Here is a 16,863-nt window from a genome sequence, read left to right as displayed (position 1 = left end):
TTTTATATTATCTTATATAATATTTCAAATAATTTTTCTTTACTTTCGCATTTCATGAGTTCTATTTTATTTTCCATTCTATATCCAGTTAGATATTTCATAATAAATTTACGCATAAAATGTATACCACTTATTTCTCCATACAGTTCACAGCATCCATTTATATGTTCCTCTATAATGTTTTTCAAATTATCATTTTCTGAAATATCATTATTATATTTATCATTATCATCAAATATAGTATTAAGTTCTCTAAATATCCATGGATTGCCTATAGCGGCTCTTCCAACCATTATTCCATCAACTTTAGAAATATTAAATGCCTTTACAGCATCTTCCTTTGATTTTATATCTCCATTTCCTATTAAAATATAATCTTCTCCAAGTACCTCTTTTATTTTTGCTATTGCCTCCCAATCAGCAGTTCCTCTGTATAAATCGCTTGCATATCTTCCATGCAATGTAAGATAGCATGCCCCATTTTCTTTTAATGCCAAGGCTCTTTCTATTTCTCCGCCTTCTCCTCTTTTTAGCCCGAGTCTTATTTTTACGCTTACAGGTAAAGGAGATACACTTTTTACAGCTTTAAGTATTGAAATCATTTTATCAGTATCCTCTAAAAGTCCAGCTCCTCCATTATTTTTTACTACTTTTTTTGTAGGACATCCCATATTAATATCTATAAAAGAAAAACCGCTTAAATCAGTTATTTCTATAGCCCTTTTATAATCATCTTCATTTGCACCAAATAATTGAAGAGATATAGGATCTTCATTTTCTTTATGTTCCATATATCTATAAGTTTTTTTCACTTGTCTTGCCAATGCAGCGGCACTTACAAGTTCAGTGATAAGAAGTCCAGCTCCAAATCTCCTTGAAAGTCTTCTAAATACATAATCTGTATATCCTGCCATAGGGGCCAAAAAGAATCTTGATGGTATATTTACATTTTCTATTATTATATTTCTATTCATATTTTCCTTAAATTGATTGAGTTAAAATTTTTATATACTATAAACAATTAATTAAAAAACTTCAAGTGTATAAAAACATTAAATAAATATTGACTATAAAATACACTATGATATAATAAAATAGTGTATGCTAATTATAATAGAGGTAATTTGTGGATATATATGATATAGTTGATGATCCTGAAAAGCAATTAGAAGTATTTTCGGATATTATTAAAAGAATGAATGCCAGTAATGATTATGATGAAACTTTGATTACCATTATATCTGAAATAAAAACTATAATGTATACAGATTCTATACTTTTATATTTGGTAGATCAGGAATTGTATAATCTTCATTATGAAATGTCTATAGGACCTCTTGGAAGTAAATTTTTCGGTCATATTATAGACAGTGAAAAGCCTTTAGCAGTAAGAGCATATACTACATCATGTTCTCTATATTCTAATGATCCTCAGGAATACTCAGCATTCATACCTATGAAAGAAATTCTAGGAGATGAATTAAAAAATATATTATTTGTACCGCTAAAAGTGAGGAAAAGAAATATAGGTTCTTTATTTTTAATTAATAAAAAGAATGGGAAATTCATAGAAAAAGATACGGTTGTAATGTCATTATTTGCTAATATCGTATCTTTAGCTTTAGTTAATAAAATGGTATATGATAGGGCACAGTCAAGAGCTTATGAGGTTGGTGCTTTATATCAGATGTCAATATCTATAAATAAATGCGATACCATAGATGAGATACTTAATGATAATATAAGTATAGTATGCGAGGCATTTGAAGTACATAGGGTATCCGTAATATTAAAAGAGAATGGAGTTTTTAAATTTAAGGCTGGTATTGGCATCGATGAAAATGTTCTTAAATATGGTGTTGTTACGGTTGATGATAATGTTCTTGCTGAGGTACTTCGCACTGGAAAGCCTGTTTATTCATTTAATGTAGATAAAGATTCAAGATTTAGACCTAATAAAAATCTTAGATATACTAGAAATAGTTTTATGGTTGCTCCTATAGTTGGAAAGGATAAGATTATAGGTTTCTTATCAGCCACTGAACGCAATATTGATAAGGCATTTAATTTAAGTAATTTATCCCTTTTAGAAATGCTTGCTCAGCAAATCGGTGAAAATTATATGCATATATTATTATCAGAAGAGTCAAAAATAAAAGAGTCTTTAACCGAAGAGATTAATTTTACAGAGCAGCTTCAAAAGAGTGTACTTCCTAAAGAGTTCCCAAGTAATGGATTATTTGATATTGCTGCAATAAGTATACCTAGTAAAAATGTAGGTGGAGATTTTTATGATTATATAAAAATTTCTAATAGCAAATATGCTCTTGTTATAGCAGATGTATCAGGTAAAGGTTTGGGTGCTGGTTTCTTTATGACTATGACTCGTTCTATATTAAGAGTTTATTTTTCTGAAATGGATGATCCTGCTAAAATATTGGAATCAGTTAATAAACATATATATAAAGATTCTAATAATGGTATGTTTGTTACTTGTTTCCTTATAGTTATAGATACTGAAAATCAAACTATAACATATTCTAATGCAGGACATTTACCACAGTTTTTAATTAAAAAATATACTATTAGTGCTTTGGATTCTATACATGAAATGCATACACATGGAAAGCCTTTAGGTTTCATTGAAAATGCAACTTATCAAAATAAATTAATTCCTTATTCAAGTTATGATACTATTATACTATTTACAGATGGAATAACAGAAACATTTAATCAATCTGAAGAAGAGTACGGAGAAGAAAGGCTTAAAGCTATTCTAAAAAATGATTATGATGATTCTAAAGAGCTTGTAGACGATATAGTTAATGAAACTATTTCATTCAGAGGTAAAACTCCTCAATTCGATGATATTACTCTTTTAGTTGCTAGATTATTAAATTAGTTACTTTTTATAAAATAATATTTTTTCTTGAAATATATTATATTATATTATATCATGTTAGGAATTAATGTTTAGGAGATTAATGTTATGAAAAAAATATTTCTATTGATTGCAATAATATCTTTAATCATAATTCAATGTAGCAATAAAACGGATACTCAAACTTCTGCTAATAATGCTAATACAAATGAAGCTGTACAGTCAAATGAAACTATACCAGCAACAAGAATATTATCACAGGCAGATTCGGCATTTTTAGATAAAGTAAAAAATAAAATAATTATAAGCGGTATGGCTAAATACACTTTCAAAGATAATGGAGATATAGAATATATATATGATTCTGGAGATTATAGAGCAGATGAAAATTATATATTTGAATCTTCAAAAGATGGAACTAATGCTTACTATTATGAAACTTATAATATACAAGATAGATATAAAGAAGGTCCAAGCAATATAGCTACAAACTATAAAGGCTTTTCAGTAATAAATGGAATTCTTTATGAAGATAATTATCTAGGTTATGAAGGCGACCCTAATGAAACTATAATGAGTAAATGGGAAAAAGAAAATTATTATTATAATTACTATTACAGAGAAGTAAAAGAGAATCCTAACTTCGATAATTTCCCTTATGAGAACAACGCCGATGTAACTTTTGATGAGTACAATGGAATATCAAGAGGTATATTAATATCAGCATCAGATTATAAACTTGAAGAAGTAGGTGATATTAATGCATATAATTTTGACAATGTATATACAAATGGTTATAATGCTTCTATTGAATTAAAGAAAAATGATGACGGAACATTCTATTTCTATGCCATTAATATAACCATAGATGAAAATGGACAAACAGTAACTAATATTCAAAGTACAGATGTTAGTAAAATTGCATTATCAGAAAATCAGTATGTTGAGCCTTATTGTGAAATATTTAATAATTCTATTTAGTATGGGGAAGTTTACGGTGCAGATTTTTCATATTTTATAGATATTATTCCTATAAGTTCTGATGCTTTAGTTTTAGTTGAAAATCATGGAAGCTATGGATTTAGCGGAGTCTTTAAAAAGAAGTCTAATTAATTGTTATTTAATTTGAAATTCAAAGGCTTTATTAATAATTATATTGGTAAAGCCTTTTTATTTTATCAATGTTGTTTAATATATACAGAATTAATAATACTTATATTGCAATAAATATATCTGCATAATATACTATATTTAACAGTACAATTTAAGGAAAAATATGATTAGCCAATTTATAAACTTAACTATAGATAATATTGATAAACAACATTTATGCTGTGCTATATCGGATAAAAAACATCAAGACGGAGTATCAATAAAAAAAGAATGGTTAAGAGAAAGAATTGCAGAGGGGCATATTTTTCGTAAACTCGATGAAAAAGGAAAAATATTCATTGAGTATGCACCTTTAGAAAAAGCTTATGTTCCTATAGTAGGAGAAAATTATTTATATATTTATTGCCTTTGGGTAGCTGGTTCATTTAAAGGAAAAGGGTATGGTAAATCTCTTATTGAATATTGTATAAATGATGCAAAGGAGAAAGGAAAGTCTGGTATATGTGTTCTAAGTTCAAAAAAGAAAAAACCGTTTTTATCTGAAAAGAAATTTTTTATCAAATATGGTTTTGAAACTGTAGATACTGCAGGAGATGATTATGAACTTTTAGCATTATCATTTGACGGAAAGAAGCCACATTTTTCTGAAAGTGCTAAGAAGATGAAAATAAAAAATAAAGAACTTACTATATATTACAGTCTTCAATGTCCTTATATACAAAACTGTATTAATGAAGTAAGAGACTATTGTAATAAAAATAATATACCTTTAAAATTAATTGCCATTGATAGTTTGGAGAAAGCTAAAAAACTTCCATGCATATTTAATAATTGGGCTGTTTTTTATAACGGAGAGTTTGAAACTAATCATCTTCTTAATGAAACATTTTTAAAGAAAAAATTTAATTTATAAAAGAAGAATTAGAATCAAAATTTGGCATAAAATAGAATTGATATATATATTAATACATTCACAATCAAAGCTCTTATGATAAATGAAGTTGACCTTTAGAGCCTTCAGATGATTTTTATGGAAAGAGCGATTCTAATTATATAAAATCAGCAGTTCTATTTTAGCCGAAGTTAATTCAATAGATGATATATTAAAATTTATATTACAAATGCTGTAAAAACTTGGAAAATGAATATACAATTAATAAAAGCAGTATAGAAAATAGCCCTCTGTATCTTGATGCAGAAATTATTTTATTACAAATATAAAAGTTATTATGATTATGGGTGATACAGTAAATAAGTCATTCTATATGATTGCAAAAAATCTGACAAAGAAAAATGTTATTCCTTCAATTCATGCATACAAAGTAAGAAACAGTAAATTTTTTTATAATGATATTAGATTAATAGTATCTTATATAATTACAGGCTGAAATATTTTAATTGAAGAGTGAAAATTAAAAATTGTCTCTTAAGATATTGCTGTTATACTTCAAATAATAAAACAAATATTTTTTATAATTCCTTTTACTTTTATACTATACTTGCAGCTTATAATATATAAAAACTTAAAGTGTTAAATGATACTTGATAATATACAGTAAAAAATATTGAAATAAATACATCTATATAGTATACTTTTTTCAATAATATAAAAGGAAAATATATGAAAAAAATATTTTTACTGATTACAATAATGTCTTTAATTATAATTCAATGTGGTAATAAAACTGATAATCAAACAAATGTTAATACAAATGAAGCGGTAGAGTCAAATGAAACTATACCAGCAGAAAAAATATTATCACAGGAAGATGCTACATTTTTGGATAAGGTGAAAAATAAAATAATTATAAGTGGTATGGCTAAATACACTTTCAAAGATAATGGAGATATAGAATATATATATGATTCTGGAGATTATAGAGAAGATAAAAATTATATATTTGAATCTTCAAAAGACGGAACTAATGCTTATTATTATGAACTTTATAATATACAGGATAAGTACGAAAAAGGACCAAGTAATATTGCTACAAACTATAAAGGCTTTTCTGTAAAAAACGGAATTCTTTATGAAGATAATTATCTAGGTTATGAAGGCGACCCTAATGAAACTATAATGAGTAAATGGGAAAAAGAAAATTATTATTCTAATTACTATTACAGAGAAGTAAAAGAAAATCCTAACTTTGATAATTTTCCTTATGAAAATAAAGCAGATGTAACTTTTCATGAATATAATGAAATACAGGAAGGTATATTAATATCAGAATCAGATTACAAACCAGAAGAAGTAGGTAATATTAATACTTATAATTTTAACAGTATATATTCAAATAATAATTCTTATATTGAATTAAAGAAAAATAATGATGAAACTTTCTATTTATATGCTATTAACATAACTACAAATGAAAACGGACAAACAGTAACTAATATTCAAAGCACAGATACAAGTAAAATGTTATTACAAGAAAATCAGTATGTTGAACCTTATTGCGGTATAGGTTCTCATACTTTAGATTATGAGGAAGTTGTAGGTGCTGACGGAGCTTATCTTATGTCTATTCAGCCTATAAATGCTGATACTATTATGGTAACAGAGCCTAGAGGGGGCTATGGATTTAGTGGCATATATAAAAAAGCTCCTGAAACTCCAGTTGCTGTAGAGTATAATGATAAAAGTACTAAAGAAAAAGCATATTATAATGCTTGTAGATGGTATGCTGAAAATTACAGTGAATTAAATGATATTTTTAATAAAACTGTAGATTTTGATTTTGAGGGCGGCGGATATTATCAAATTAATATGGAAAATGTATATCTTTATATAGCTAAATTTAAAAATTCTGGATATTTTTCTGATAATTATATTAAAAATATAGAAAATCGTTTTGAAGAAATAAAAAAGAATTTGGAAAAAAATAAACAAAGCGACGGAGCTCCAGAAGGTATGGAATATGACTGGTTTTTAGCTACTCAGGAAATGGATTATTATCTTAATATTATAACTAATGAAATGAAGTTTACAGATATAGTAACTTATGGCGATGAAGGTGATTCTTTATGCATAAATAATGAGGAGGCAGGAAAATCTGTAATTTTAGAGGTTAAAAAATATGGTGATGAATGGTTGATTGAAAAATAAATAAAATAAATAATATAATTTTTTAATTAAGAAAATAAGGCTTTACTCAATTACTTAAATATTTTGTATTGTTAAAGACTTAATTATATTTTATTTTAATTTTATAAGTCTTAAATCTATTGCTATCATAAACATACAAGGTAAAAATATCAATGTTATCAATGTTGATAATATACTCCATAATACAAATTCATAATTATAGGAACCATTAAATCAGATCTTCCTCCTATACCATAAACTGTAAGTAATAATCCGCCAAAAGTAGTTACTGTTGTTATGAAAATATGGAAAATTCTTTGAGTAGCTCTTTCTACTATCAATGATTATCTATATGTATAACAGGATTTTGTTCAACATCTAAATGTGAGATTCATAGATAAATAAATTGCAAAATCATCAGTTCCAAATATGTTTAAGGAAATGATTCTTTATCTATATTATAGTATGAATACAGACATATAATAATAGAAATGAATACAAGTATTTTATTACTTGCAAAGAAATATATTAGATTTTTCATTATACCATAACCTTGTAACTATTATTTATATTATAGCAAATTTTAGTATCAATTTATGAGAGTTAATATATATTATTAATTTTGACAAAAATGAAAATATGTCTATAAAGTAGCATTGTTTTTTAGACATAAATGTTATATTGTTGTTTATTTTCATATTAGTTATTATTTTTTTTATTGAATTATTTATAATTATAGTATTATATAGTTTACATTTTATAATATTATAATATAATAAATATAGTACTGATAATATTTTACTAATTATATTATTTATCAATTAGCAGGACACTTTATATATGAAAAATAATTCCAATAAAAACAATGCAAGGGTGAAAAAAACAAAAAAACTGCTTGAAGATTCATTAGGGATTTTACTTGAGGAGAAACCCTTTGAAGATATAAGAGTAATTGATATTTGTGCAAAAGCCAATATGCACAGAAGTACTTTTTATACTTATTATAATGATAAATATGAATTATTAAAATCTAAATTAGATGAGTATGAAGAAAAATTTTTAGAAGATTTAAATAGATATAAAATCGAAAATAAATTGAAAGATTCCCATATAGATATAATGGAAAAAATACTTCATTATTTTTATTTGAATAGAAAATATTTAAAGATAATATTTCAAAATAATAGAGATGGTAGCGTTACAAAAATTTTGAGAGAATATTTAGCCTCTTATGTAATAGAAGGTATAAAAGATTTCAAAACTATAAAACCAGAAAAAGAGAATGTCATAAGAGTTATGGGCAGTTTTTATTCTGGTGCTTTTATATCTGTTCTAACAGATTGGATTGTTAATGACTGCTTCATATCTGTTGAAGATTTAGCAGGATACATATCAGATATCATTATGCAGAGAGTTTTTTCTGAATAAATTTATAATCTTTATTATTATGTCGATAATTTAAAAAATAATATTAACATTTTACATTTATGTTTATAATATGATTTTATTAGTATAAACATAGGAGAATATAATTATGAAGAAGATATTTTTTATGGTATTTTTGTTTGTTTTGTCATTTAATTTTCTTAATGCTCAGAATATAACAAAAGATAGTGATAATTCTAAGAATTGGGCTAATTTTATTTTTAAAAAAACTATTGATATGAAAGGTGCTTTATATGAGGGGCGACCTGGAGGAGATTTAGAATTAGTATCAGGTAAATCTCCAATTCTACTTGTAAAGCTTTATAAATTTATTGGAGCAAGAACAGATACACATGCTTATTATACTCATCAAGTACCTATTTCAACTTTCTATGATAGTGCACCAGCTTTAGGAGTTAATTTGGTTGAGGGATATTCTATAGAAGGTGGAAAAATAATGAGATATTCAAAATATGTAAAAAGTTATCAGGGAAAATTAGACTCTTGGAAAAAAGCTAATTCTGTTTATACAAATGACAGATGGGTTGCCAATACAAATGCTAATTGGTCTTCATACCCTGTTCCTCATCCTGAAGATGTTAACTGGGCTGATGGTGAGTATGCAGGAGAACTTTATTAAAAAATAAATGCCTTATATTTTTATCGTATTAGTTATAGTATTAGTTATTACTGTTTTATTTTTTATAAATCATAAGCCAGTTATATCCTATGATAATGCTTGGATAAAGTTAGTAAAAAATAGAGCAGTAAATGAAAAAGATAGGAATTATTTATTTAAAGAAGATGGTGAACTTATTATAAATAAAAGCAAGAAATTAACTTTTATTAAAGCCAGATATGATAATATGGCATTTTATAGTAATACAGATTATTTAAATAAATTTATGCTTGTTTTTTCGGGATATCCTTCTATAAAAGTAACATTTATGGAAGGATATATTATTGAAAATGATAAGTTGTATTATACTTATGCATATAAGCCTTCTTATTATACTAAACTTAATGAATGGATGAAACTTAACGGTGTTTTTGAAACAAAAGAGAATTGGGTTGCTAAAAAAAATGTAAAATGGAATACATTCCCATCTCCTCAAGCCTCTGATATAAATTGGGAGAAAAAAGCGATTATAGGTTATTTATCATAAATATTAATTTTTCACAAAATATATATTACAAATTTGCGTAATATATTGTTATATATGTAATATATTGAAAAAATTAAAATAATTATTAAGGAGAAAAAGTATGAGTTTGAATATAGAGGATAAAGGAAAAGTTAAAGTTGTTAATTTAGTTGGTAAATTGGATGTTAATTTATCTGTATCTATAGAATCTGAATTAGAGAAATTAGTAGAAGCAGGTTCTATTTATTTAATATTAGAATTATCAGGTATTGAATATTTAAGTTCAAGCGGTATAAGAGTATTTATTTCTATAATGAGAAAAATTAAAGAAAAAAATGGAAGATTGGTATTAGCTTGTGTTCCAGATATAATCAAGAAAATATTAAAAACAGTTGAATTAGAAGATTTATTTGAAGTATATGAGAATATAGATGAAGCAATTGCATCTTTTGAGTAATATTTTAGATTGATTTTATTTTGTATTTTTTGTATAATACTTTAATATATGTATTTTACTGCTTAATTTTATGAAGTAAAGTAAATGTTTTATTGTATTAATTTATAATATAAAGAAAGTAGAAATATACTATGAAATTTAAGTGTTATATAAAATTAAAAATATTATTATTGTTTTCTTTTGTATTATTTGCTTGTGCTTCCAGTCAAAAAAGTTCTGACAGAGCATTTAATAGCAGACCTTTTTTAAGAGAGTATGAGAGATATTCTTTAACATCTGGGGAAGTTAATCCTGCTTTGGATTCAGTAATTGATAGTGAGGGTACTTGGGTATATTATACAAGAGAAAATGCTGGAAATACTGATATTTTTGCAATAGATTCCTATACATTAGAATCTTATAGATTAACTAGAAGTCCTGGTATAGATGATTCAGTATCTGTTGATGAAAAATCAAAATATATTGTTTTTTCTTCTACTAGGGATGATGCTTTTGGTGATATTTATTTATATAAACTTGTTAATTTTGGTATAAGAACTTCAAAAAATAATTTAGAAAATTTAGAACAGAATATAATAAGAATTACTGATTATAAAGGCTATGATATAGACCCTGTTATTTCTCATAAGGGTAATATTATAGCCTTCGTTTCTGATAGGGATGCTGGAATAAAAAAACTATTTACTGTTAAGCCTAATGGTAAAGAAGTGAAAAAGATGTCTGATATAGAAGCTAGTTCTCCCGCATTTTCTTTTGATGATACAAAAATAGCATTTATAACTTCTAAAATAGGAGAAAAATATTCTCAATTATCTATATTAGATTTAAAGGCAAATTCAGAAACTAATTTAAATATACTTACAGATACAGAAACATTCAAATTTAATCCTACATTTTACAATGATGATACTATCATTTATTTTGAGATAGAAAAAGATTCTGACAGAGATGGAAATTTAACATACTATGATAAAAGACGTTTGATGTCATATTCTCTAACTACACATCAATATTATGTATTAGATGAAGATACACAATTAACCACTTTTAATGTTGCATATCCTTCTGCCTTGGTTGGAGCTTATGTTGTAAGTGAAGATGGTACTAGTATAGTAACTATGGGATCTACCAAAGAATATTTTATAAAAGATGATAATTCTCAAAGTATGTATAATAGTTTTGTAGAGCTTCCATATAATAGAAAGTCTGCTGTTATAGAAAGGTTTGCTGAATATTTTCCTTTCAAAGAAGATGAGAACAATGTTGCTAAAGCATATTTCGATATGATGATATCTTCTTATTCTAATAATAATCTTAAAGAATATAATAGTGCTAAAGAGGTTTTAATATCCGAATACCAAGAAACTTTTGCAGGATTTTTAACTTCTAAAATAGATGAGAGATTTAATACTAATAATAATTGGTTTGATATTAATTATTATACTAATGAATATTTTTTAACTAATAATAATTTAGAAATTACCAATTTGATAGCTTGGTCTGGATACATATCGGCAAATGAAAAGTATAAGGCTAATAATAAAAATAAAGATACTTTGCAAATACTTGATAATATTATCGATCTTAATATAAACAAAGATTTATATATTTTAATTGCAAAATTATATGCTCATTCAGTTGAAGATAGCGGATATAAATACCCAGAAGATGAAGATATTTATAATAATCCTTATAGAAGAAGAGATTTATTATTCTCAGATAGATTAGAAATAGCTAAAGACTTTATGAGGGGTTCAAAAATTCCTTATGATATTATAATAGAGAATTCACATCCTTATTCTCCTTTGTCAGTTGCTTCAAAGCTTATATATTTGGAGGGACTTATACTTTCAAGAAATTATGATGATGCTACTAATTTGTTTAAGCCTTATATTGAATCGAAAAATGATGTAATGTTTGCATTGGGAAATTATGCAAATGCAAAAGTATTATTAGCTCAAAAAGATGATGGAGCTTATGCATTATTCAAAAATGCTTTAAGTTCTGGAGGTAAGAATTTCGATTCTACATATGAGGCTAAAAATTCTAAAGAGATATTGGCTAATTATTATAAGTCTTTAGCGGATAAAGCTTATAATGAAGGTAAATATACAGCTGCCTATGATAATTATAATGAAACTTTAAAATATAATCCTACAGATTCATCTTCTTCTGCAAGAGTTATAGAAAGTGGACTTAGGGCATATAGTACAATAGAATCTTTAGAAAAAACTATTGCAGAAAGGGAAAAAACTATTTTAGCAACTAGGTATTCATCTCATGAAGCACATGCTGAATTAGCCAATGCATATTATTATTTAGCTAATAGATATTATGGTATAGCTATATCAAAGCAGTATAGTAAAGAACGTTATGTTGTAAGTGATAAAAAAAGAGAAGATGGATTTTATTTGTATTTGAATAAATCTTTCAATTCTATAGTTAAAAAAGCTGTATCTTATATTGATTTTGCAATATTCCTATATCCTGAAGAGGAGAATTATTATATAAAAAAAGCGGAGATGTTAACATTTGCTCAGGCTTTAAAAATGCAGGTTATACAAGATGAAAAAGTATATAGAAGTGTAATGGAATTAGTTCCTGCATATAAAAATAACTCTTTAACAAATGATGTATATCTTGGCTATAATATGTTAACATTCCAAAAGGCGAATTTGGATTCTGACATTATAGATTCATTGATAATGGCAAAAAGTAAAGTTAAAACTAAACCAAATATAGTTTCTATAATGCTTGCCAATTCTTATTTGATAAATGGAAGATATTCTGATGCAGCCAATGAATATAAAGAGGCGGAAAGTTTACTCAATAGGGTAGGAACTGATAAGAGTAGAGCTTGGTATCATTTTTTCTATGGATATTCTTTATGGATGAATAATGATATAAAAGGTGCTTATAGAGAATATGATATTTCTCGTTCTTTATTTGAAAAATTAGGAGATAAAGAATCTATATATAAAATTGTTGGATATACCTCTATAGCTGCAATAGAGCAGGAAGATTATGAAAAAGCTATAGAATCATTATTGGAAAGAGATAAGCTTATAGAAAATGATGTTAATAAAAATGAACTTAATCAGCTTTTAATTGCTGCTTGTTATTTGAAATTGGAAGATTATAATAATGCTTTATCTTACTGCGATAGAGTAAAATCTCAAATAGATAGTTTGGATTCATCTGTTTATACACCAAATTATTTAAGTATAACTTTATATGGTGCAAATATTAATATAGTGAATTTGGGACTTGCTTCTTTTGGAGGGTATATACCTGGAGAGCCTCTTAATGTTGATAAACAGCAGATGCTTTATTCTATATATCAGGAATTATATGAGAAGATGGGAAGATATTCTGAGGCAAGAGAAGCTTTATCATCATATAGAAATTATGTTGTTAAGGATAAGCCTAAAAAATCAATACAGCCTCTTATGCTTGCTACCTATTATAACAATGAAGGTTATTTATACTATAAGCAGGGAGATCAATATAATTCTATAATGTCTTTTAGAACTTCTATAAAAGAATATGAAAAAACTATAGATGAAAAAACTTTGGCTAATAATCCTAGTTTAAAATTTCAAAATGCTCAAAATGATGCTAAGAATTATTTGAGTTTATCATCTTTATATTTAAGATATTTATCTGAAAATGATTTAACTTCTATAAAGAAAGAATTTTTTATAGAACTGTTTAATACTACTAAAACTCTTCAAATATTGTCTACAAATAATGCAGTAAGTACAAAAGATAGATTATTATTATATTCTCATATAGCAGCTTTTCAATATATAATGGCATTTAAGCTAACAGCAGATAATAATGTTAATTATATAAAAAAACAATATAATGATCCTACAGATATGAATGATCATGATGTAAATGTTCAAAGATTAACTATGCTTAAAGATGCTATTGACAGATATAAATATATTCTATCATCAAATTCTAATTTCCCAGTGGATTTGAAAACAGAAATTATTATAAGATATAATTTGGCTAAAGCTTATGAATTGGCTGGATATATAGAAGAAGCGGCAAGAGAATATATGTCGGCATTTTCAAAAGCACAGGCATCGGCATTTGCAGTTGAAGAGATTGCCATATTAACTACTTTAATTGATTTTAGTACAAAGTATAGAAATAGATATCCAGATAGTTTAGATTATCCTGTACAATATGTATTTAGAATACTTAAAAGAATGAGAGAAAGTGTATTTATGATAACATTTGTTGAGGATAATAATTTTATATTAAGACAGGCCAAATATAAAGTTATAGAATTTTTAAAAGATAATTATCCAGATGCTAGCCTTAATATTCTTGCTATGTTTGATGCTATTGATATGAGAAGGAGATTTTTAGATAAGAGGCTTTATAATTTAGGAGAAAATAATTACTATCTTAAAGAATATTATGATCTTTATGAGAAAGCTATTTATGCTTATCATAGATATTTGAATTCAGTTGCTACTCCTTATGACAGCAAAACAGAATCTGCTATGTTAAAAGAAATTGCTAAGTATGAGAAAGAAGCTGTAGAAAGATTTTCTAATACTCCAATAGAGCCTATAGTGGTATGTGATGTTAAGCCTCAGGATATTGATAAATCTATGCGTAAAGATGAAACTCTTATTTGGGATACTTATTTTAATTATAGATTTGTGAGGGAAAATGGAAAAACTACTTTCTATATACAAACTAATTCCATTCCTAAAACTAAAAGCTATGTTACACATATAGGAATTAAACCTCTTGTTATAAGTAATAGAAATATTTTTGTAAGAGAATTATATGATTCTACAGAATATATGCTTCCTCCTAAAACAGCATATATAGATACTAAATTGATATCATTCTATAAAAATAATAGAAATTCTCAAAAAGAAATAAATAATACTATGACTATGGCAAGCAATACAAATGCCACTAATAATGTTTACAGCTATAATTATGCCAATGATGTTTCTATAGAATATAATAATGATAATTTGTATAGAAATATTCAATATACTACAAATGAATCTCTATCATCAACTAATGATGAAGAATTAGTAACTAATATATATACAACTAATTCTATTCATAAAGTATCAACTAATAATGTATCAGTAAATAACAGAAAAAGAGTTAATTTTAGATTTATAGAATTAAAAGATGTAGCTACAAATTCTTATGTTCCATTGGTTGTTGATATAACAGGAGCTGGTCCTTCTGATATATCTAATGTGATGAATAAAAATCTTTATATAGTTTACTGCGATAGAGCTACATTTACAAATAATATAAGGGTATTAATACATTTAAATAGTATAGCTATGGTAGTTGGAAATGATGGTAGAAATTCAAGAACGATGTTCTACACTAATTATTTCGGAAAATTATTAAAAAAATCCTTGGAAGAGAGTATGAAGGGTTATGATAATAATCTGTTTACCATATATGGAAAGCCAGACTATAGTGTAACTTCATTATCAAATGCAGCGTATGAATTTAAAATGCAAATTTATAATTCTTATGCTAAGAGTGATGCTCCTAGTATAGCAATGATGTCTAATATTATAGCATATTCGCAAAGCGACAATGAAAGAATAATTAACTATGCTAGAATAGTTGAAGATAGATATAAAGTAAAAGATACAAATTCAGCTTATCATTTCTCGGAAGAAGGATATAAATTCTTTTCAAGTTCTTATAGTAATATAAGCTATTCTAATGCATATAGATTTATGAAATCAATGCTTCCTATTTATAGAAGAATGGGAGAAGAGGGTGCTGTGAAAGGTGCTAATAGAGCATTACACTTCATATATTTATATACAAATAATAATTATAATTTGATAGATGAATATTTTACTCCTAGAACTTTATCAAGATTTTTGAAAGCTAAAGATGATACTAAAGAAAATGTTAGATATTTAGATTATATTGCAAGCAGTGTTGACGGCGATAACAAAGAGAAAATTTTAGAAGTTGCTGTTATTTATGATTTGGTATATGCCAAAACTTCTATTGATACAGTAACAAATTTATTAAATAGAATGAAAGATACAAATGAAGTATTAACAGTTGCAAATACTATATTGGATACTAAATCAACTAATGAAAATGATATATTTACTACTATGAATTATATATATGGTAATAGATATATATTTGAAAATGAAACAATATCTGAATTTGCAGATAGATTCTATTCATTATACAAAACTAATTCTGCTTATATATACGGACTTCTAAACAAGATAAGAGTCCCTGAAAGTGATTTTGATGTTAATATAAAAAATGCTTATGAAATATTTTCAAATGAGAATACTAATACTATGTTTATATTTTATTCTTATGAGAATAATAAATATGCTGCTTATAGTTATGTTGTAGGCGATAATGAAGTTAAGAAATCAATTTTAGTGGATAGAGATAAACTTAATACATATTTAAATGATTTTACAAATATATCTAAGGCAAAAGATAGAAGAAATTCATTGAAATCTATTCAAAGTGCTATGCTTTCATCTGATATTATTAAGGATTCTCAAAGAGTTGATAGAATATATATAACGGGTTCAGTTGCCAATTTATTTACAGTGCCTTTTGCATATTTAGAAGCTTTCCAAAATAATGATGTGGTTAAAATAAGAGAATTCAAATATTTTCCTTCATCTATTTTGGAAGTTGGAAAGCCTTCTATTAAATTAAATACAGAAACTAATTTTTATACATCATTAGAAAGTTCTGC

At 25.8% G+C, this 16,863-nt stretch carries 9 protein-coding genes and 2 pseudogenes; 9 read left to right on the top strand and 2 right to left on the bottom strand.

What is annotated here, in order from left to right:
- Positions 1 to 2: 2 nt before the first annotated feature.
- On the bottom strand, positions 3 to 974 hold the full coding sequence (locus Q1J76_RS11955) for a tRNA dihydrouridine synthase (RefSeq protein WP_300370734.1): 972 nt from the start codon (positions 972 to 974) through the stop codon (positions 3 to 5).
- A 152-nt stretch (positions 975 to 1,126) separates the two neighbouring features.
- Here Q1J76_RS11955 and Q1J76_RS11950 point away from each other — a divergent pair, with 152 nt between their 5' ends.
- From Q1J76_RS11950 to Q1J76_RS11935, 4 genes and pseudogenes are all read left to right on the top strand, one after another.
- Positions 1,127 to 2,902: a GAF domain-containing SpoIIE family protein phosphatase gene (locus Q1J76_RS11950; protein ID WP_300370731.1), complete on the top strand. Its 1,776-nt coding sequence runs from the start codon at positions 1,127 to 1,129 to the stop codon at positions 2,900 to 2,902.
- A gap of 87 nt (positions 2,903 to 2,989) precedes the next feature.
- A pseudogene (locus tag Q1J76_RS11945) lies at positions 2,990 to 3,982 on the top strand (hypothetical protein); the annotation flags it as partial.
- A gap of 175 nt (positions 3,983 to 4,157) precedes the next feature.
- Positions 4,158 to 4,907, top strand: coding sequence for a GNAT family N-acetyltransferase (locus tag Q1J76_RS11940; protein ID WP_300370727.1), 750 nt, complete (start codon positions 4,158 to 4,160; stop codon positions 4,905 to 4,907).
- A gap of 708 nt (positions 4,908 to 5,615) precedes the next feature.
- Positions 5,616 to 7,100, top strand: a complete 1,485-nt coding sequence (locus Q1J76_RS11935) for a hypothetical protein (protein ID WP_300370724.1) — start codon at positions 5,616 to 5,618, stop codon at positions 7,098 to 7,100.
- 90 nt (positions 7,101 to 7,190) lie between these two features.
- Here Q1J76_RS11935 and Q1J76_RS11930 read toward each other — a convergent pair.
- Positions 7,191 to 7,417, bottom strand: a pseudogene (locus Q1J76_RS11930) (hypothetical protein); the annotation flags it as partial.
- A gap of 502 nt (positions 7,418 to 7,919) precedes the next feature.
- Between Q1J76_RS11930 and Q1J76_RS11925 the strand changes: the two are divergent.
- From Q1J76_RS11925 to Q1J76_RS11905, 5 genes are all read left to right on the top strand, one after another.
- Entirely contained in the window at positions 7,920 to 8,507 is a 588-nt protein-coding gene (locus tag Q1J76_RS11925; protein ID WP_300370721.1) for a TetR/AcrR family transcriptional regulator C-terminal domain-containing protein, read from the top strand.
- Between the two features lie 106 nt (positions 8,508 to 8,613).
- The gene (locus Q1J76_RS11920) at positions 8,614 to 9,144 is read left to right on the top strand and encodes a hypothetical protein (RefSeq protein ID WP_300370718.1); all 531 of its coding nucleotides are present in this window, start codon (positions 8,614 to 8,616) and stop codon (positions 9,142 to 9,144) included.
- A gap of 7 nt (positions 9,145 to 9,151) precedes the next feature.
- Complete coding sequence (locus tag Q1J76_RS11915; RefSeq protein WP_300370715.1) at positions 9,152 to 9,670, top strand: hypothetical protein; 519 nt, start codon at positions 9,152 to 9,154, stop codon at positions 9,668 to 9,670.
- 100 nt (positions 9,671 to 9,770) lie between these two features.
- Positions 9,771 to 10,106, top strand: a complete 336-nt coding sequence (locus Q1J76_RS11910; RefSeq protein WP_300370713.1) for an STAS domain-containing protein — start codon at positions 9,771 to 9,773, stop codon at positions 10,104 to 10,106.
- 131 nt (positions 10,107 to 10,237) lie between these two features.
- On the top strand, positions 10,238 to 16,863 hold a 6,626-nt coding region (locus Q1J76_RS11905), incomplete at its 3' end, for an ABC transporter (RefSeq protein ID WP_300370710.1).

The organism is Brachyspira sp., from assembly GCF_029258575.1.
Taxonomy (GTDB): Bacteria; Spirochaetota; Brachyspiria; order Brachyspirales; family Brachyspiraceae; genus Brachyspira.
Note: the sequence above shows the minus strand (reverse complement) of the source record. Positions and strands in the feature narration are given on the sequence as shown.

Coding starts and splice junctions, on each gene's coding strand:
- Q1J76_RS11935 (WP_300370724.1), top strand. CDS start 5,616: ATGAAAAAAATATTTTTACTGATTACAATAATGTCTTTAATTATAATT.
- Q1J76_RS11955 (WP_300370734.1), bottom strand. CDS start 974: ATGAATAGAAATATAATAATAGAAAATGTAAATATACCATCAAGATTC.
- Q1J76_RS11925 (WP_300370721.1), top strand. CDS start 7,920: ATGAAAAATAATTCCAATAAAAACAATGCAAGGGTGAAAAAAACAAAA.
- Q1J76_RS11940 (WP_300370727.1), top strand. CDS start 4,158: ATGATTAGCCAATTTATAAACTTAACTATAGATAATATTGATAAACAA.
- Q1J76_RS11910 (WP_300370713.1), top strand. CDS start 9,771: ATGAGTTTGAATATAGAGGATAAAGGAAAAGTTAAAGTTGTTAATTTA.
- Q1J76_RS11915 (WP_300370715.1), top strand. CDS start 9,152: ATGCCTTATATTTTTATCGTATTAGTTATAGTATTAGTTATTACTGTT.
- Q1J76_RS11920 (WP_300370718.1), top strand. CDS start 8,614: ATGAAGAAGATATTTTTTATGGTATTTTTGTTTGTTTTGTCATTTAAT.